Source organism: Rhodococcus jostii NBRC 16295, assembly GCF_001894825.1.
Lineage (GTDB): Bacteria > Actinomycetota > Actinomycetes > Mycobacteriales > Mycobacteriaceae > Rhodococcus_F > Rhodococcus_F jostii.
On the sequence record NZ_BCWY01000075.1, the window covers coordinates 25,365 to 44,837 of the forward strand.

Genomic DNA, 19,473 nt, shown 5'->3' on the forward strand with positions numbered 1-19,473 from the left:
TCGGAAGTGACAGTAGTCACATCGGCGCGTCCGGTTCAGAATTCAATCACCGAAGTGGCTATCTATCAACCATTATTCCGAAACATGTGAATTTGCTATAACCTGATGTCCACCGCCGATCTCCTACTGTTCGCACGTCCGCAGCACCGCCGCCGGGCCGGAGACTGGACGTCAGGAAATCTGTCCATCTGTTATCGCATATTTACTTACGAGTGGCACGGAAACGTCCGTGACCTGCAAACGAGGAGTAATCACATGAACGACGCAGTGATCGTCGACGCCGTCCGCACACCGGTGGGCCGACGCAACGGAGCGCTCGCCGGGATCCATCCCGTCGATCTGTCCGCGCACGTACTGCGCGCCCTGAGCGATCGGAACGATCTGGATCCGAGTTCCGTAGACGACGTGCTGTGGGGCTGCGTGAGCCAGGTCGGCGAACAGGCGGGTGGCGTCGGCCGCTTCGCGGTGCTTGCCGCCGGCTGGCCCGAGTCGGTACCCGGCGTGTCGATCGAACGTGCCTGCGGGTCGTCGCAACAAGCCCTCCACTTCGCCGCGGCGGGCGTGATCAGCGGACAGTACGACATCGCCATCGCCGGGGGCGTCGAGAGCATGAGCCGCGTGCCGATGGGATCGGCGCGCAATGCCGCGGGATGCGGCGCACCGTTCGGCCCACTCGTCCGGGAGCGGTACGACGACGTCGAATTCAACCAGGGCGTCGGCGCCGAGATGATCGCCGAGAAATTCGCCCTGAGCCGGTCCCGGCTCGACCAGCATGGGCTTGACTCGCACGCGCGTGCCGCCGCAGCCATCGACGAGGGGCGATTCGAGGGGCAGATTGCCCCGGTCGAGGTGACCGGTCCGGACGGGGCGTCGTTCATGTTCGACACCGACGAGGGTGTGAGGCGCTCGTCGACGCCGGAGCGCCTGAGCGCACTCCCCACCCCGTTCAAGGAGGACGGCCGGATCACCGCCGGCAATTCGTCACAGATCTCGGACGGCGCCGCAGCACTGCTCGTGACCAGCAGCGAGGTTGCCGCGCGCCACGGCTGGAACCCGCTCGCCCGCATCCACACGGTGGCCCTCGCCGGCGTCGATCCGGTGACGATGGCCACCGGCCCGATCCCGGCCACCGCCAAGGTGCTTGCCCGGGCCGGGCTGTCCCTCGGTGACATCGGGGCATTCGAGATCAACGAGGCGTTCTCGTCGGTCACTCTGGCCTGGCTACAGGAGACCGGCGCCGACTACGCGAAGCTCAATCCACTGGGCGGCGCGATGGCGATCGGTCACCCACTCGGAGGCTCGGGCGCCCGGTTGGCAACCACACTCGTACACCACATGCGCGACAGCGGAATTCGGTACGGCCTGCAGTCGATGTGCGAGGCGGGCGGCATGGCCAATGCGATGATCCTCGAACTTCTCTGACCGGAAACCCCCGCCGGAACATGGCGTGGTGAAAATTCTCGATCACCTCGAACTCACCCCATTCGTTCTTGACATAGCGCTATATGCGACGCAAAGTGAATATGCGCTAACCACTCGACGAAGGTTGTTCCGAGTGGGTCCAGCGCAGGACCCCGATCCTGGCGGCAGTCGCCGCCCCTCATTCAAGGAGTTGCCGTGGCAAGTCTCGATCCCGGCATCATCGGCACCCGGATTCCCGAGCACACCGTGGAGGTCGAGCGCGGGCGACTGTCCTTCTTCGCCCGCGCCACCGGGCAGGACGACCCGATCTACACCGATCCGAGCGCCGCGGCGGAGGCCGGCCACCGCGACCTGCCGGTGCCGCCGACCTTCCTGTTCTGCCTCAACATGGAGCGGCCGAGCCCCTCGACCTTCTACACGGACCTCGGCGTCGACATCCGCACGATCCTGCACGGCGCGCAGTCGTTCACCTACCATGCCACCGCGTACGCCGGTGACACCCTTCACTTCTCGACCGAAGTCACCGACTGTTACGCCAAGAAGGGCGGAGCGCTCCAGTTCCTCGTCCGCACCACCGAGGTCACCCGCCACGGCGAGCCGATCGCCCAGCTCCGATCGACCACCGTCATCCGCGACCCGAGAGCGTCCGCGTAGCCGTACGGCACGACGCCACAGAACATTTCATTCATCACGAACCGCGAGGAACAACACATCATGGGAACTCTGGACGGAAAAGTCGCCCTCGTCTCCGGCTCCGGCCGCGGCATCGGCCGGGAAATCGCACTCAAGCTCGCCTCCGAAGGCGCCGCCGTCGTGGTCAACGATCTCGACCCCACACCCGCCACCCGGACCGAGCAGGACATCAAGGCCGCCGGCGGACAGGCCGTCGCCTGCGTCGGATCGGTGACGGAGGACGGGTTCGCGGAACGATTCGTGAACACCGCCGTGGAATCGTTCGGCGGCCTCGACATCATCGTCAACAACGCCGGCTACACCTGGGACACCGTCATCCAGAAGATGACCGACGAACAGTGGGACACGATCCTGGACGTGCACCTGAAGGCGCCGTTCCGGATCCTGCGCGCCGCCCAGCCGTACATCAAGGCCAACCCGACCGACTACCACCGCAAGGTCGTCAACGTTTCGTCGGCCGCGGGAGTGTTCGGCAATCCCGGACAGTCCAACTACGCCGCCGCGAAAGCGGGCGTCATCGGACTGACCAAGACCCTCGCCAAGGAGTGGGGCCGCTACAAGGTCAACGTCAACGCCGTCGCATTCGGTTTCATCCTCACCCGTATGACCGACGCGGTGTCGGGCGAAGACACGTTCGTCGAGATCGGCGGCCGCAAGATCAAGGCGGGTGTCAGTCAGGCGGTGATGGATCGGGTGAAGACGTCCAACCCACTCGGCCGCCCGGGCACGCCCGCCGAAGCCGCCGGAGCGGTGTACGTGCTCTGCGCACCGGAGACCGACTACGTCAGCGGCCAGTGCCTGAACGTCGACGCCGGTTCACGATGACCCGGACCGATTCCCCTGCCAAGGAGCGCTTCTCATGAGCACTGACGCCACCACCGCCGCGAGCGGCCCCCTCACCGGACTGCGGATCGTCGAGCTCGGCGGGATCGGGCCGGGCCCGTTCTGCGGTATGTTGCTCGCCGATCAGGGCGCGGACGTGATCCGCATCGACCGGCACACCGAGGTCGGGACCCGATCCGGACATCCTGTGCTGCATCGCAATCGGCGGTCCGTCGCCCTGGACCTGAAGAATCCGCGTGACGTCGAGACCGTGCTGAAGATCATCGACACCGCCGACGCGGTGATCGAGGGCTTCCGGCCCGGTGTCACCGAACGACTGGGCCTCGGGCCCGACATCTGCCTGGCCCGGAATCCCGGGCTGGTGTACGGCCGCATGACGGGCTGGGGCCAGGACGGGCCGCTGGCGCAGGAGCCGGGCCACGACATCAACTACATCGCCTTGACGGGCGCCCTCGGCGCAATGGGCTCGGACGGTGACGTTCCCCCGGTGCCGTTGAACCTGATCGGCGACATGGGCGGCGGCGGAATGCTTCTAGCCCTGGGGATGACGACGGCGATGCTCCGGTCCCGTATCGACGGCCGCGGACAGGTGGTCGATGCGGCGATGACCGACGGCACCGCGGTGCAGCTGGCCCTGATCCACGGTCTGCTCGCCCGCGACCGGTGGGTGGACCGGCGGGCGTCGAACATGTTCGACGGCGCGGCGCCATTCTACCGGACATACCGTTGCGCGGACGGACGATTCGTGGCCGTCGGCTGCGTGGAGCCCCGGTTCTATGCCGCGATGCTCCGGGTGCTGGACCTGACCGACGACCTGCATTTCGCCAGGCAACACGACCGCGACGCCTGGCCGACGATGGCCGAACGACTGTCCCAGGTCTTCTCGACCCGGACCCGCACCGAGTGGGAGTCGATCTTCGACGGACAGGGCGCGTGTGTCTCTCCTGTCCTGACCCTCACCGAGGCCGCCGCGCACCCGCACAACGTGAGCCGCGGAACCTTCGGCACCTTCGGTGACGGTTTCGTGCAACCCTCCCCCGCACCCCGCTACCTGGGAACGCCCGCTTCGGCGCCCACACCCGCGCCGGACGTCGGCGCCCACACCCGCGAGGTCCTCGCCGAGATCGGCGTCGACGCCGGCGCCGCGGCAGCCCTCGCCTGACGACTACACGAACAGGACGTACGACACCATGGGAACTCTCGACGGAAAAGTCGCCCTCGTCTCCGGCTCCGGCCGCGGCATCGGCCGCGAAATCGCACTCAAGCTCGCCTCCGAGGGCGCCGCCGTCGTGGTCAACGACCTCGACCCCGCACCCGCCACCCAGACCGAGCAGGACATCAAAGCAACTGGCGGACAGGCCGTCACCTGCGTCGGATCGGTATCCGAGGACGGATTCGCGGAACGATTCGTGAACACCGCCGTCGAATCGTTCGGCGGCCTCGACATCATTGTCAACAACGCCGGCTACACCTGGGACTCCGTCATCCAGAAGATGACCGACGAACAGTGGGACACGATTCTCGACGTCAACCTCAAGGCCCCGTTCCGGATCCTGCGCGCCGCCCAGCCGTACATCAAGGCCAACCCGACCGACTACCACCGCAAGGTCGTCAACATCTCGTCGACGTCCGGCTTCTACGGCAATGCGGGACAGGCGAACTACGGTTCCGCGAAAGCCGGGCTCATCGGCCTGACCAAGACCCTCGCCAAGGAGTGGGGCCGCTACGGGGTCAACGTCAACGCCGTCGCATACGGCTTCATCGTCACCCGCATGACCGAGGTCACGGCCGAGACGAACACGACGCTGAACATCGACGGGCGCGACATCCGCGTCGGCGTCAACCCCGACCGCATGGCGGCGATGGCAACGACGATCCCGTTCGGCCGGGGCGGCACCCCGAAGGAAGCCGCCGGAGCGGTGTACCTCCTCTGCACACCCGAATCCGATTACGTCAACAGCCAGTGTCTGGTGGTCGACGCCGGTCGGGTCTGAGCGACAACTACGACGCAAGAAAGTCGGCTGAGATGAATTCCGGAGACACCCTCACCCTCGAACTACCGAAGATCACTCGCTCCACGCTCACCCTGTATGCGGGCGCGTCGGGTGACCACAATCCGGTGCACATCGACATCGACGCGTGCACCGCCGTCGGAATTCCCGACGTGTTCGCCCACGGCATGCTGTCGATGGCCTATCTGGCGCGATTGCTGACGAACTACGTTGCACAGGAACGTATCCGCTCGTACAGCGTCCGCTTCTCGGCGATCACACCGGTCAACTCGACTCCGTCTTGCACCGGGACGGTGGTGAAGGTCGAGAACGGTCTCGCCCACCTCGACCTCACCGTGACTCTGCCGGACGGAACGGTCACCCTCCAGGGGTCGGCCGTCGTCACAGCGAACTGAAAGGACATCGGAGATGAAACGCACGGTCTACAACGAAGAGCACGAGGCGTTCCGGGACACGATCCGGACGTTCATCGCCAAGGAGATCACTCCCCACTACGCGGACTGGGAGGCGGCGAACCGCGTTCCACGCGACCTGTTCACCAAACTCGGCGACCTCGGCGCCACCGGCTTCGGCATTCCGGAGGAGTTCGGGGGTGCCGGCGACGCAAGCTTCAAGTTCCAGGCGGTCATGCAGGAGGAAGCTGCCCGCGCTGCAGTCGGATTCGGCCACTACTCGGTGAGTATCGGCATAGTGCTGCCGTATCTCCTGCGATTGGCCGACGACGTGCAGAAGAAGCGGTGGCTCCCCGGAGTGGCGTCCGGTGAGACCATGCTGTGCATCGCCATGACGGAACCAGGCACGGGTTCCGACCTCGCGGGGATCAAGACCACGGCAAAGCTGTCCGAGGACGGTACGCATTACGTCCTCAACGGCGCCAAGACCTTCATCACCGGCGCGGTCAACTCGGAACTCTGCGTGGTCGTGGCCCGCACCTCGGCCCCCACCGCGGACGACCGCCGCCACGGCTTGAGCCTTCTCGTCGTCCCGACCGACAGCCCCGGGTTCGAATACGGCCGCAAGCTGGAGAAACTGGGTCTGCGGGCCAGCGACACCAGCGAGTTGTCCTTCACCGACGTGGTGGTTCCGGCGGAGAATCTGCTCGGCGAGCAGGATCGGGGTTTCTCCTATCTGGGGCAGAACCTGCCGCGCGAACGCCTGTCCATCGGAGTCGGCGGCGTCTCGTCCGCTGCCGCCGCAGTCCGATTCGCGAAGGACTACGTGACCGAGCGCAAGGTGTTCGGCAAACCGGTGTCGAGTTTCCAGAACACCAAATTCGTGCTCGCCGAATGCGCCACGGACGTCGAAGCAGCGCAGGTCCTCGTGGACCGAGGACTCGAACTGGACGATTCCGGCGAGCTCACCGCAGCCGACGCCGCACGGATCAAACTGTTCTGCACCGAAGTTACGGCGCGCGTCATCGACAAATGCCTGCAGCTGCACGGCGGCTACGGCTACATGCTCGAATACCCCATCGCTCGTCTCTACGCGGACACCCGCGTCAGCCGCATCTACGGCGGCACCAGCGAGGTCATGAAGACCATCATCGCCAAGGACATGGGCCTGTAGGCCCGCACGTCTGCCACCCGAATCCCCTAGTTCACCTGGAGTTCCCATGCGCGACGCAGTCATTGTCGACGCCGTCCGGACCGCGGTCGGCAAACGGGGCGGTGCACTGTCCCGAATGCACGCGGCCTCGTTGTCCGCCCACGTGCTCGGAGCGCTCGCCGACCGGCTCCGGCTCGATCCGGGTCTCGTCGACGACGTGGTCTGGGGCTGTGTCGGCACGCTCGGCATGCAGTCGGGCTGCATCGCCCGGTCCTCCGTGCTCGCCGCCGGCTGGCCCGAGCACGTACCCGGCGTCACCGTCGACCGCCAGTGCGGGTCTTCGCAGCAGGCCGTGCATCAGGCCGCCGCGGGCGTGATCTCCGGACAGTACGACGTCGCGGTCGCGGGAGGCGTCGAGATGATGAGCGCCGTCCCCCTCGGATCCGCCCGCGTCGCAGGTGATTTCGGTGAACCCCACGGACCTCTCGTCTGGGACCGCTACAACGGGGTGCGGTTCAACCAGGGCATGGGCGCACAGCTGATCGCCGACGAATACGGTCTCACCCGCACCGCGTTGGACCAGCATGCTCTCGATTCCCACGCCCGGGCGGCGGCCGCCATCGACGAGGGCCGCTTCAAGGACCAGATCACCGCGGTCGACGTCACCGACGCCGAGGGCAGGGCATACGTCTTCGACACCGACGAGGGTGTGCGGCGCGGCGGCACACTCGAGACACTGGCACGCCTGCGTCCGGCGTTCGACGAGGACGGCACCATTACCGCGGCGAATTCGTCCCAGATCTCCGACGGGTCCGCGGCACTGCTCATCACCACCAGCGAGTTCGCGAAGGAGCAGGGCTGGACCCCGATCGCCCGGATCCACACGGCGGTGGTCACCGGCACCGATCCCGTGACGATGCTGAAGGGGCCCATTCCGGCGACCGCCAAGGCATTGGCGAAGTCCCGGCTGTCCGTCGACGACATCGGCGCGTTCGAGATCAACGAGGCGTTCGCCTCGGTGTCCCTGGCCTGGCTGCGCGAGACGGGCGCGGACTACGAGCGGCTGAACCCCAACGGCGGTGCGATGGCGCTGGGGCACCCGATCGGCGGATCCGGCGCCCGGCTCATGACCACCCTGGTGCATCACATGCGCGACGAAGGCATCCGCTACGGGCTACAGTCGATGTGCGAGGGTGGCGGCATGGCGAATGCGACGATCCTCGAATTGCTCTGACGGCGAAGCGTCCTCGTTCGGGAGCTGCCGTCAGTTGCCCAGCAGGACCGCGGTACCGATCTCGGCGAGGCGGTCCGCAAGATCCGGGCGACGCCGAAGCCTGCCGGTACGAACCGCGTTCTCCACCACGGTCAGTGCAGCGCTGACCGTGATCCTCGCCTCGGCCGGCGTGAGGCCGGGTTTCACCTCGTCCAGCACCTGCACCCACAGACCGAGATATTCGCGCTGACTCTGCTCGCACGTCTTGCGGAACTTGTCGGGGAGCTGGTCGAGTTCGCTGATCAACACCCCGAGGAGGTGGCGTTCGGTGATCGCGAAGTCGATGTGCGCCTTCAGGAGCCCGATCAGGGCCTCTTCCGGGCTACCGGCCTCCGCCATCGCCTGCGACGCCCCGAGCCTCCGGCGCTCTCCACCCCGCGACACGGCGGCGACGAGGAGGTCGACCTTGGCGTCGAAGTGGTTGTAGACGTTGGGACCTGTGGTTCCGGCGGCCTCACCGATCTCCTCGGTGTTCACGGACTGGTATCCGCGCTCGTCGAAGAGTCGGATCGCCTCGATCAGGAGCAGTTCGCGTCGCGGAAGAGTCACGGAGACAGAACTGGTCTGCGGCTGGTCCCGGGACTCCGTGACGCCCAGACTCGCCTGACTCACCCTCTCGGCGAGGTCGTACAGCAGGGCCTCCATCTGCTTCCTCGCGAGCGCCACGCGGTGTCCCGAGACACTGCCGAAGACCGCGATCACGCTCCACCCCAGGAGGTACTCGTCGCCTTCGTGCAGTTCGGGACGCTCGGCGCGAATCAGCGAGGCCACCCGCGCGGCGACGTCTTTGACCTGCGTCCGCATGAGCTCGCGCTGTTCCGCCGGAAGGTGCCTGGCCTCGCGCTGCCACAGCAGCGACAGCCCGCGGCGCCGCGACACGGATGACGACAGATTGGTCAGCAGCGCCTTCAGGTCTTCGGATTCCGAGACCGTGGCGACCAGCGAGTCGATGCCTGCCTGGACTGCGTTGTGCAGCAGATCGGGTTTGTTGCGAAAGTGGCGGTACAGAGCGGGAGCGGTGATCCCGACTTCGGCGGCGACGTCGGCTACGGACACGTTGTGGTATCCGCGTTCGCGGAACAGGTCTCCCGCCGCGACGATGATCTGCTGCTTGCGGTCGTGGGGTCGGCGTACGACCATGCTGGCATCCTCCGTGTCCCTGCGGAATCCCCTCGCCCGATGCCGATTTGCAACGACATGAGGTAAGATTCACTTATTCGCGAAAAGAGCAAGCTCTTTCGCAATTCTTCCCAATCATCTGGTTAGGGAATCTTACCTCACGTGCTGCCCGGCCCTGTCTCGCCGGAGCACTGACCGAAGGGACACCGACCGTGAAGCGAACCGTGTTCGACGAAGATCACGAAACCTTCCGCAAGACTATCCGCGAGTTCATCACCAGGGAGGTCACGCCGTCGTACGCCGAATGGGAGCGGGACGGCATGGTGCCGCGCACGCTCTACCGACGACTCGGCGAACTCGGAGTGTTCGGCATCGAGATCCCCGAGCAGTACGGCGGGGCCGGGGGGACCAGCTTCAAGTACCAGGCCGTGATCCGCGAGGAAACGGCCCGCGCCGGCGTCAGCTTCGGCGCCGACGTGGTGCACACGTGCCTCGTGCAGCCCTATCTACTGGAATACGGTACCGAGGAGCAGAAGCAACGATGGCTGCCGCGGTTCGTCGCCGGCGAGATGATGACCGCCATCGCGATGACCGAGCCCGGCGCGGGTTCCGATCTGGCGGGCATCAAGACCACCGCCGCGTTGTCCGAAGACGGCACGCATTACGTGCTGAACGGCGCGAAGACCTTCATCACCGGTGGCGCACAGGCAGATCTGATCCTGGTGGTGTGCCGCACCTCCCCGCTCGATCCCGGCAACCGCAGGGGTGGCCTGTCCATCCTGTGCGTCGACACCACGTCGGAAGGCTTCGTCGTCGGACGCAAGCTGGACAAGATCGGCCTGCGTGCGCAGGACACCGCCGAGTTGTCGTTCACCGATGTCTCGGTCCCCGTCGAGAATCTCCTCGGCGAAGAGGGCGCAGGATTCTCCTACCTGACTCGCAACCTGGTGCGGGAACGCCTGGGAGCAGCGGTGGGCGCCTACGCGAACGCGAGTGCGGCGATCGAATTCGCGAAAGCCTACGTGCTCGAGCGCCAGGTCTTCGGCACCCCGGTGGCGGCATTTCAGAACACGAAGTTCGTGCTCGCCGAGTGCGCGACGGAGGTGCAGGCCGCTCAGAGCATGGTCGACCGCGCTCTGGACCTCGACGAGATCGGCGAGTTGACGGTCGCCGACGCGGCGAAGATCAAGCTGTTCTGCACCGAGGTCGCCGGGCGCGTCATCGACAAGTGCCTGCAATTGCACGGCGGTTACGGCTACATGCGTGAGTACCCGATTGCCCGGCTGTACGCCGACACCCGGGTCAACCGGATCTACGCCGGTTCCAGCGAGGTCATGAAGACGATCATCGCGAAGGACCTCGGCGTGTAGCGCTTCGCGCCCGTGCGCGGTTGAGGAGTCCCCACACTCGTCAACCACTCACGGGCGGCGGAGCCGCTCAGCGGGATCACCCTCCCCGGGTGATCCCGGTGACGGCACAGCGCGGTTAGCGTCGCCGAAAGCGCCGCACACCTGTTTTCGCGGGCGGGCCCCGACCGCCGCCCGCATCAGCCGCAGAGAGGTAGCCATGGCAGCCGATTCGACGGAGATCCAACGCGGAACCCTTCCGATTCCCGACCTCGAGTACACGGGAACGGTGACGTACGACGCGACGGATCCGGACACGAGCTATCCGCCGATTCGCAGGCTGCTCCCACCCGACGGCGCCCCGAACGTGCTGGTCATTCTCGTCGACGACACGGGATTCGGCGCGTCCAGCTCGTTCGGCGGTCCGGTGGAGACACCGAACTTCGAACGCGTCGCCGCCCAGGGACTCAAGTACACCCGCTTCCATACGACGGCGCTGTGCTCGCCGACGCGCGCGGCTCTGCTGTCCGGCCGCAACCACCATACGGTCGGGATGGGCGGTATCACCGAAATTTCCACGAGCGCACCAGGTTACAGCTCCCTGAGGCCCAACAACTGCGCCCCGCTCGCGGAGATACTCAAGCTGAACGGATACAACACTGCGCAGTTCGGGAAGTGCCACGAGGTCCCGGTCTGGGAGACCTCACCGGTCGGGCCGTTCGACCACTGGCCGCACCCGGGTGGGGGCTTCGAGTACTTCTACGGGTTCGTCGGCGGCGAAACCAATCAGTGGTATCCGGCGATCTACGAGAACACTTCGCCGCTCGAGCCCTGGGGCACCCCGGAGGAGGGGTACCACTTCATGGCGGACATGGCGGACAAGGCGATCGCCTGGACCAAACAGCAGAAGGCTCTGGCACCCGACAAGCCGTTCTTCACCTATTTCGCGCCCGGCGCCACCCACGCCCCGCACCACGTGCCGAAGGAATGGGCAGACAAGTATCGGGGCAAGTTCGATCAGGGGTGGGACAAGCTCCGCGAAGAGACCTTCGCGCGGCAGAAGGAACTCGGGGTGGTCCCGCAGGAGGCCCGACTCACCACTCGCAGTCCGGGCGTCCCCGCGTGGGACGAGATGAGCGAGAAACTCCGGCCGGCGCTCGCCCGACAGATGGAGGTCTACGCCGGATTCCTCGCCTACACCGATCACCACGTCGGACGCGTCCTGGACTCGCTGGAAGAACTCGGAGTGCTCGACGACACCCTCGTGTACATCATCATCGGCGACAACGGTGCTTCCGCCGAGGGAACCATGAAGGGGACCACCAACGAGAGCTTCATCATCAACCACATGGATCACCTCGAAACCGAGGACTACATGATCGAGCACATCGAGGATCTGGGAACGCCCGAGTCGTACAACCACTACGCCATCGGCTGGGCTCACGCGATGGACACCCCGTACCAGTGGACCAAACAGGTGGCCTCGCATTGGGGCGGTACCCGCAACGGAACGATCGTGAGCTGGCCGAACGGCATCGCGGCACGCGGCGAGATCCGCAACCAGTTCGCCCACGTCATCGACGTCGCGCCGACCGTCCTCGCGGCGGCTGGCATTCCGGAACCGAGCACGGTGCACGGCGTCACGCAACGCCCGTTCGAGGGCACGGCGATGAACTACTCCTTCGATGCCGGCGATGCACCGGAACAGCACGAGACCCAGTACTTCGAGATGTTCGGCAACCGCGCGATCTTCCACAAGGGCTGGACCGCGGTCGCCAAACACAAGGACCCGTGGCTCGCCTCGTCGCACGGACTCGACGCCGACGTGTGGGAGCTCTACAACGTCGAAGAGGACTGGACGCAGTCGCACGACCTCGCCGGCGAGTTCCCCGACAAGCTGGCGGACCTGCAGCGATTGTTCCTCATCCAGGCCGCGCGATTCAAGGTGCTGCCCATGGATACGCGGTCAGCGGAGCGGTTCAACGACGAACTGGTCGGCAGACCGACGCTGATCCAAGGGACCTCCCAGACGTTCTATCCAGGGATGAAGCGGCTCAGCGAGAACTCCGTGATCAACGTCAAGAACAAATCGCACTCGATCACCGCGAAGGTCACCGTCCCCGAATCCAGAGCGAACGGGGTCATTCTCGTCCAGGGCGGGGCGTTCGGCGGCTGGAGTGTGTACACAAAGGACGGATACCTGAAATACACCTACAACGTCCTCGGATTGCACGAGTACACCACCACCTCTGACCAGCCGTTATCCCCCGGAGTTCACGAAGTGCGCATGGAGTTCGACTACGAGGGCGGCGGTCTCGGTAAAGGCGGCACCGTCACCCTCTCCGCGGACGGACACTCCATCGGTGCGGGGAAGGTGGAACAAACCCTGCCCTTCATGTTCTCGATGGACGAAACGGTCGACGTCGGAATCGATGTCGCGTCCCCGGTGTCCAGCGAGTACGGGCCGACCGGAAATGGATTCAACGGAGACATTGCCTGGGCGCGTATCGATATCGGGCAGGACGACCACAGCCACCTGGCCGATCCCGAGCACAGAATGACGATCGCGATGACGAAGCAGTAGTCCGCACGAGATCACGCACGCGGGCACTCCCTTCGGTACACACGTTCACCCACACAAATCAACACATTCTCGCTAAAATCGACGCACCGCGCCGGTGTGCCGGTGATTGGCGTTTGTCGAAGATCGTTTCTCGGTGCAGCGAGAATGGGGGGTCGGCGTGACGGCAGTACATTTCGGCGAGTTTCATTCGAGTATCCGAATACCGCCCGGTGCGGTGGGCCGAACGGTCACCCGCACCAGGTTGCACTCCGCCCTGACGGAGGCCCTGACCAGCGAAGACCATCCCTATCCCGTCGCGCTGGTGTGCGCTCCCGCCGGGTCGGGCAAGACGCAATTGGCCGCCGACTGGGCACGCGAAGTCCTGGCGGGCGACGACGCCCCGACCATCGCCTGGATCACGATCGAGGAGCGGCACAACGACCTCGGCGTCATCCACCGGGCCATTCTCCGGGCGCTGAACGAAGCCGGAAATCCTCGGCTACAGGAGTTGTGCAGCCGTCTCGACGCCGATTCCCACGACCTCGGCGCTCGACTGTCCGCGGATCTGAATGAACTCGGGGACAACATCTGGTTGGTGATCGACGACGCTCATCTGCTCCGCGACACCGACATCCTGAACGATCTCGAGTCGTTCATGCGCTGGCAGCCGCCGATGCTCCGGACGATCATCTGCGGACGGTTCGAGCCGCCACTCGCGTTGCAGCGACTTCGGCTGGACGGCAAGCTCTTCACCCTCACGGCACGCGATCTCGCCTTCACCGCCGAGGAGGCCGCCGCGATGCTCACCGAGCACGACGTGCGGCTGGATCCCGGTGACCTGGACGCCCTGATGGATCGCACCGAGGGTTGGGCTGCCGGAATTCGTTTGGCCGGAATGTCTTTGGAAGGGCATTCCGATCCGAGCCGGTTGATCGCCGAATTCTCCGGTAACCGCCGGGCGGTCGCCGACTATCTCATCGAGGAAGTTCTCGCCGGACAGACCGACGAGATGCGCGAGTTCCTCCTCCGGACATCCGTGCCCGCGTCGTTCACAACCGAATTCGCGGAGATTCTCACGGGTTGCACCGACGCGCACGACAAGGTGGATTGGCTGGAACACCACAATTTCCTGATCAACCGAATCGACGACTCCCCCACCCACTACCGGTATCACCCGCTGCTGCGAAGCTATCTGCGGGCGGAGATCAGCCGGATCGGACACGTCGAGGTGGAGCATCTCGAACTCACCGCCGCACACTGGCATGCGGAGTTCGGAGACTCGCTGGTGGCGCTCGAACACGCGGTCAACTCGGGCGACCACGATGCGATCGCCGCGCTACTCTCCCGGAGCTCGCTGTCGCTGATCGTCGGGGGTCACGGTGAGGCGGTCGATCGTCTCCTCACGCGGGCGCCGCGGACCACCCAGGAGCATCCGTCGGCGCGGTTGGTCCGCGCGGCGGCGGCGCTGGCCGCGGGAAACGTTCCCGTGGCGCGATCCACGCTCGACGTCCTCGACCGCACCCGGGCGGGAACCGCGATCGACGGGACGGATTCGCGACACCACCTGCTGCTCCGTGAGTCGCTCCGCGTGCAGACCGCCATCCAGACCGGCGACATCGACGACGCGTTGACCCGGCTGCGGTCGGCGGGGTCGGAATCGACCGGCGAATCCGAACTGGACGCGTTCGTGCTTCTCCAGGAAGGCCGGGCGCTGCTCTTCCTCGGCCGGTCCGAGGAGTCGGAGCACGTGGTCGGGAAGGCGCTGGCTCATGCACGACTCGCCGACGCGTCGCTCACCGTCATGTACTGCCTGGGCACTCTCGCGGCCCTCGCGATGTCGCGGGGTGAGGTGGTTCGTGCCGCCGCCTTCGTGGGCGAGTCGCTCACGATCGGGACGGAGCAGTCCGCGACTTGTGATCCGACGTTCCACCTGGTGCGATTGGTCGATTCGTGGTGCCGCTACATCCGGCTCGACGACGACGCCGCATCGATTGCGGCCGAGTCGGCCGACGTTCTGCACCGTGTGAACGCGGAGACCGCAACGTTCGCGGACGGCGCCGCGGTGTTGTTCGGACTGGACGGGTCGGACCACCGGCACAGTGCGGTGACGACGCTCCATGCGCACAGCCCGGTCTCGTCGACGATGCCCGTGCCCCCGGGCATCCGGGCGGTGTTGCTGCCGGCGATCCAGTACGCGTATCTCACCGCCGGAGAAGTCGGATGGGCACACGAACTGGCGGCCGACGCGCGGACGCTGCTCGGACCGACCGGTGACATCGCCGTCCTCGACGCCATCGTCCATCTCCACTCGCACCGCCTCGATCAGGCCCGCAAGACTCTGCAACCCGTGCTGGACGGCACCCTCGTGTGCGCGGCGGGCACCAATCTCATCGCGGCGTGGTTGGTCGACACAGCGATCGCGCTTGCCCGAAAGCATGATTCGCGGGCACACGGTGCGCTCACCGAGGCGCTCCGACTGGCCGAGCCCGATTCGGTGTTGCGTCCGTTCCACGACTGCGGACCGCAGATCCGAGAACTTCTCGTCCGGAGCACCGGGCGGTTCGGTGTGCTCGAAACCTTCGCGGACCGGCTGCGCGCGTCGTTTCCCCGGGCCGAGAGCGCGGCGTCCGACATGTTGACTCCCCGCGAATTGGAACTGCTCGTGGAGCTTCCGTCGTGGCGCACGGCGGAGCAGATCGCCGCCGACCTGTGCGTGTCCGTCAACACCGTGAAGACGCACCTGCGCGGGATCTACCGGAAACTCGGCGTCACGTCCCGTCGTGACGCCATCGCCGCGGCGCAACAAGCCGGCTTGCTCTGAGCACGATTCACCACTTGCGGGTGAGGCGCGATGTTGTCCCTCGAGTCACTCTGTATTCACTGGCTGACCGCTTGTCGAAGGACTGCCCATCCGCGAATGAAGGAGCCGCCGTGGAGCAATCGACCTGGCCCGACAACGTCAGGTACGCATTCCTGATCAGCGGCGCCCTGTCCGAGCGGGTCATCGCGGCTTTCCCCGAGTTGGACGTGTCGGGTGTGACGACGGGTGACACCACACTGTACGGCCGGGTCGACAGCCCGACGGATCTGCGGGGGATGCTGGCCCGCTTCGACGCTCTGGGGTTGACCGTCATCGAGATGCGGCGGCTACCGGACTAGAACCGCAGAGAGTTCAATAGTGTGAGGCCCCTGCAGTTGCGAGGCCTCAGCAGTTCGAGGCCTCAGCAGTTGCGAGGCCTCAGGAGGCGGTGAAGCCGATGTGAGTGGCGAGTTCGAACCGGGCACGGTGTTTGCCGGCTACGTGATCGAACGGGTTCTGGGACGAGGCGGCATGGGCACCGTGTACCTCGCTCAGCATCCGAACCTGCCACGCAAGGTCGCCCTCAAACTGCTGGACTCGGCGTGGGCGAGCGACGAGTACGTTCGCTCACGCTTCGAGTCGGAGGCCGACCACGCCGCGAAGCTCGAACACCCCAACATCGTGACGATCCACGACCGCGGCCGTGAGCGCGGCCGGTTGTGGATCGCGATGCAGTACGTTCCCGGCGTCGATGCGCGGAAAGCGCTCGCGTCCGGCGGACTGGATGTCGCGCGGGCGATGCGCATCGTGTCGGAAACCGGGAACGCCCTCGACCATGCGCACCGGGCCGGGATTCTGCATCGCGACGTGAAGCCGGCGAACATCCTGCTCGCCGAGGGTGACCCCGAGCGGGTTCTGCTCGCCGACTTCGGCACCGCGAAGGCATTGGACGAAACACATCAGCTGACCCGGACGGGGATGCTCGTCGCGACGTTGCACTACGCCGCGCCCGAGCAGATCGAGGGTGCGAAACTCGATCACCGGGTCGACATCTACGCGCTGGGGTGCACGTTCTTCCACCTTCTGACCAACGAACCGCCGTATCCGGGCACCACGGCCTCCGCGGTCATGCACGGGCATCTGAACGGTCCGATTCCGAAGCCGAGCATGCTGCGGCCGGACCTGCCCGCCGGATTCGACGACGTCGTCGCGCGGGCGATGGCCAAGGACCGCGACGACCGCTATTCGAGTTGCCGGGAGTTCAGCGAGGCGATCGACGCCGCGTCACGCAGCGCACCCGCCGTCCCCCCTGGTCCGTCCCGGCCCGTCGATCCCGCGGCAACCACCCATGTGGGCGGCGGGACCCTCACCGAAACGGTCGCGGAACCGAGGCGACGGCCGTGGTGGCGCACACCTGCGGCGGTGACCGCGGCCCTGGCCGGCGCCGTGATCCTGGCCGGTGTCGCCTTCTTCGCGTGGCCGGACGATCAGTCGACGAGCCCGCAGGTGGTCCTTCCGATCACCGGACTGGCGAGTCCCGCCGGGCTCGCGGTCAGCGACGCCGGCGACCTGTACATCGCGGACAGCTCGGCCAAACAGGTCGTGCGGGTGCGGGCCGGCTCCGGTGAGCAGACCGTCCTCCCCTTCACCGGACTCGAGGTGCCGCAGGGCGTCGCCGTCAGCGCGTCCGGCGACGTGTACGTCTCCGATCTGGTGACCAACACGGTGACACTGCTGCACGACGACACCGCGTTGCCGCTGCCTTTCACCGGTCTCGACCAGCCGTTCGGCGTCGCGGTGGGACCGGACGGAACCGCATACGTCGCCGACACGCTGAACAACCGGGTGGTGTCTCTGCACGACGTCACGGCGAGCCCCGTCGACGTACCGCTGACGGTGATCGGCCCGTTCACGGTGGCCGTCGACAAGCAGGGCGACCTCTATGTGGGTACCCCGAACAAGATTCTCACCTGGAACGCGGCTACCCGTGCGCAGAGCTTCCTGCCCCTCACCGACCTACAGAGCGTGGGTGGGGTGGCCGTCGACGACAACGGAACCGTGTACGCCATCGACCAGAACCACCATCGCGTGCTGCGACTGCGGGCCGGCTCGGACGAACAGGAGGTTCTGCCGTTCACCGGGCTCAGCGAGCCCGAGGGCATCGCCGTGTCGAACCGCGGCGACGTGTATGTCGCGGACACCGACAACGGCCGGGTGCTCATGCTGCCCGCGGGCAGCTGACGCCGAAGGGCGTCAGGCGTGGCGCGCCAGATCGAAGCCGAAGGATTCTGCGACGGCGTCGTCCACCCTGCCCTCGTGGTTGGCGAGGAGCTCTTCGCGTTCGTTGGCGGAGAGCCCACCCCAGATTCCGTACGGTTCGCCGACGCTGAGCGCGTGCTCGCGGCACTGGACCAGCACGGGGCAGCTGTGGCAGATCATCTTGGCGCGGAAGTCCCGCATCTCGCGTGCCCGTCCGCGTTCACGGTCGGGATGGAAGAAGGTGGACGACTCGAAGCCGCGGCACGCGGCGTCTCTCTGCCAGTCCCACACCTCGGCGACCGGAATGGGAAGACTCAGCCGATTGGACATTGCACTCCTCCAGATACTCGTGAGCCGTCATGTGCGAGCCCGAGCATGTGCTCCCGGGCCAGATCGGCGGCGCCGACGATGCCGACGTTCGCGCCGAGTTCAGCCAGTCGCACTTCGGCGACCGGGCGGTGTGCGCGTCCGGTGAGGCGGTTCTCGAACGCGGCGGCGGCGGGGGCTCGCAGCAGTTCGCCCGCCTCGCACACCCCTCCGCCGATGATGAAGAGGTCGGGGTCGAAGAACGCGGCGATATCCGCCATTCCGTGTCCCAGCCAGGAGCCGATCACCTGGAAACACTCGAGCGCGGCGGGATCACCCGCTTGCGCGGCCGCGGTGATGTGCAGGCCGGTGATCGCGTCGGCCCGACCACCCGCGCGGGCGAGGAGGTCGGCGGCAAATCCAGGCGAGACGTTGGCGAGGTCCTGCGCTTCACGGACGAGTGCCCGCCCGCTGGCGTATCGCTCCCAGCAGCCGTGGTTGCCGCAACCGCATCGACGACCGTGCGGTTCGACGTTGAGATGCCCGAATTCCGCGGCCACCCCGAACTTGCCGCGATGGAGGACGCCGTCGACGACGATGCCGCCGCCGATCCCGGTTCCCACGGTGAGCACGACGACGGTCTGTCCCGTCCGCCCGGCCCCGAATCGCGCCTCGCCCCAGGCTGCGGCGTTGGCGTCGTTCTCGACGACTGTCGGCAGTCCGCAGGAGGCCTGAACGACCTCGCCCAGGGGCTCGTTTCGCCAGGCCAGGTTCGGGGCGAAGAGCACGGTGCTGAGATCGGCGGCCACGAACCCGGCCGCGCCGATACCGACCGCTTGCACGGGGTGCGTGGCCGCCAGTTCGCGAACGAGTTCGGCGATGGCGTTCTCGACCTCCCGCGCATCGTGGGACGGGGTGTCTCGACGCTCCATCCGGTGGATGACTCCGTCGCCGTCCACGACTCCGGCCGCGATCTTCGTGCCACCCACATCGATGCCAATCGTCAGGGCCATGTTTCGTGTCCTCTTCAAATCTCCGAGTGAGCGGTGTCACGCTGACACTAGAGGACCTTTGGCTCGTTATCAATACGCACTTTGGTTTTTTTGAGAACAAAGTCGTGCGTATGTCAGCCCCCGAACAGCCGCTTCCGAATCTCATCCGTGAGGAGTGATCCGGGACTGCACAGGTAGGAGGACTCTGAGAGCGTGCGCGACGCCCCCGAGCACCCGGAACCGGGCGAGACCGCGGCCCGGCGGCTCGACTGGCAGTGGCGAGCCGCGGCGGTCGGCGCC

Annotated in this window: 16 protein-coding genes; 13 read left to right on the plus strand and 3 right to left on the minus strand. The window is 66.2% G+C overall.

The genetic code is table 11. The features are described from left to right. Positions 1 to 255 precede the first annotated feature (255 nt). The 8 genes from RJ1_RS33815 (at position 256) to RJ1_RS33850 (ending at position 7,749) form a co-directional block, all read left to right on the plus strand. Positions 256 to 1,422 carry a thiolase family protein gene (locus tag RJ1_RS33815; protein ID WP_073366817.1) on the plus strand — a complete coding sequence of 389 codons (1,167 nt, stop codon included), beginning with the start codon at positions 256 to 258 and terminating at the stop codon, positions 1,420 to 1,422. 195 nt (positions 1,423 to 1,617) lie between these two features. Beyond that, complete coding sequence (locus tag RJ1_RS33820; protein WP_073366818.1) at positions 1,618 to 2,076, plus strand: MaoC family dehydratase N-terminal domain-containing protein; 459 nt, start codon at positions 1,618 to 1,620, stop codon at positions 2,074 to 2,076. A gap of 60 nt (positions 2,077 to 2,136) precedes the next feature. Beyond that, the gene (locus tag RJ1_RS33825) at positions 2,137 to 2,940 is read left to right on the plus strand and encodes an SDR family NAD(P)-dependent oxidoreductase (RefSeq protein WP_073366819.1); all 804 of its coding nucleotides are present in this window, start codon (positions 2,137 to 2,139) and stop codon (positions 2,938 to 2,940) included. A gap of 34 nt (positions 2,941 to 2,974) precedes the next feature. After that, positions 2,975 to 4,120: a CaiB/BaiF CoA transferase family protein gene (locus RJ1_RS33830; protein WP_073366820.1), complete on the plus strand. Its 1,146-nt coding sequence runs from the start codon at positions 2,975 to 2,977 to the stop codon at positions 4,118 to 4,120. 28 nt (positions 4,121 to 4,148) lie between these two features. After that, entirely contained in the window at positions 4,149 to 4,952 is an 804-nt protein-coding gene (locus RJ1_RS33835; protein WP_073366821.1) for an SDR family NAD(P)-dependent oxidoreductase, read from the plus strand. Positions 4,953 to 4,984: 32 nt separating this feature from the next. Continuing rightward, entirely contained in the window at positions 4,985 to 5,365 is a 381-nt protein-coding gene (locus RJ1_RS33840; RefSeq protein ID WP_073366822.1) for a MaoC/PaaZ C-terminal domain-containing protein, read from the plus strand. Positions 5,366 to 5,378: 13 nt separating this feature from the next. Then, positions 5,379 to 6,536, plus strand: coding sequence for an acyl-CoA dehydrogenase family protein (locus RJ1_RS33845; protein ID WP_073366823.1), 1,158 nt, complete (start codon positions 5,379 to 5,381; stop codon positions 6,534 to 6,536). Between the two features lie 46 nt (positions 6,537 to 6,582). Beyond that, positions 6,583 to 7,749: a thiolase family protein gene (locus tag RJ1_RS33850; RefSeq protein ID WP_073366824.1), complete on the plus strand. Its 1,167-nt coding sequence runs from the start codon at positions 6,583 to 6,585 to the stop codon at positions 7,747 to 7,749. A 30-nt stretch (positions 7,750 to 7,779) separates the two neighbouring features. Here the strand turns inward: RJ1_RS33850 and RJ1_RS33855 are convergent, their stop codons facing one another. Then, on the minus strand, positions 7,780 to 8,928 hold the full coding sequence (locus RJ1_RS33855) for a TetR/AcrR family transcriptional regulator (RefSeq protein WP_073366825.1): 1,149 nt from the start codon (positions 8,926 to 8,928) through the stop codon (positions 7,780 to 7,782). 191 nt (positions 8,929 to 9,119) lie between these two features. On the opposite strand from RJ1_RS33855, the gene RJ1_RS33860 reads away from it, so the two are divergent. The 5 genes from RJ1_RS33860 to RJ1_RS33880 all read left to right on the plus strand — a co-directional run bounded on the left by RJ1_RS33860 (position 9,120) and on the right by RJ1_RS33880 (position 17,857). Further along, on the plus strand, positions 9,120 to 10,277 hold the full coding sequence (locus RJ1_RS33860) for an acyl-CoA dehydrogenase family protein (RefSeq protein WP_073366826.1): 1,158 nt from the start codon (positions 9,120 to 9,122) through the stop codon (positions 10,275 to 10,277). A gap of 196 nt (positions 10,278 to 10,473) precedes the next feature. After that, positions 10,474 to 12,837: an arylsulfatase gene (locus tag RJ1_RS33865; protein ID WP_073366827.1), complete on the plus strand. Its 2,364-nt coding sequence runs from the start codon at positions 10,474 to 10,476 to the stop codon at positions 12,835 to 12,837. Between the two features lie 133 nt (positions 12,838 to 12,970). Further along, positions 12,971 to 15,637, plus strand: coding sequence for a winged helix-turn-helix domain-containing protein (locus tag RJ1_RS33870; RefSeq protein WP_255284927.1), 2,667 nt, complete (start codon positions 12,971 to 12,973; stop codon positions 15,635 to 15,637). A gap of 110 nt (positions 15,638 to 15,747) precedes the next feature. Then, positions 15,748 to 15,975, plus strand: coding sequence for a DUF8691 family protein (locus tag RJ1_RS33875; protein ID WP_073366828.1), 228 nt, complete (start codon positions 15,748 to 15,750; stop codon positions 15,973 to 15,975). Between the two features lie 100 nt (positions 15,976 to 16,075). Then, entirely contained in the window at positions 16,076 to 17,857 is a 1,782-nt protein-coding gene (locus RJ1_RS33880; RefSeq protein ID WP_073366829.1) for a serine/threonine-protein kinase PknD, read from the plus strand. Between the two features lie 12 nt (positions 17,858 to 17,869). On the opposite strand, the gene RJ1_RS33885 is transcribed toward RJ1_RS33880, so the two are convergent. Both RJ1_RS33885 and RJ1_RS33890 read right to left on the minus strand, forming a co-directional pair. Beyond that, complete coding sequence (locus tag RJ1_RS33885; protein ID WP_073366830.1) at positions 17,870 to 18,205, minus strand: WhiB family transcriptional regulator; 336 nt, start codon at positions 18,203 to 18,205, stop codon at positions 17,870 to 17,872. After that, positions 18,190 to 19,194: an ROK family glucokinase gene (locus RJ1_RS33890; RefSeq protein WP_073366831.1), complete on the minus strand. Its 1,005-nt coding sequence runs from the start codon at positions 19,192 to 19,194 to the stop codon at positions 18,190 to 18,192. Before RJ1_RS33890 ends, RJ1_RS33885 begins: the two co-directional genes overlap by 16 nt. Positions 19,195 to 19,473 lie beyond the last annotated feature (279 nt).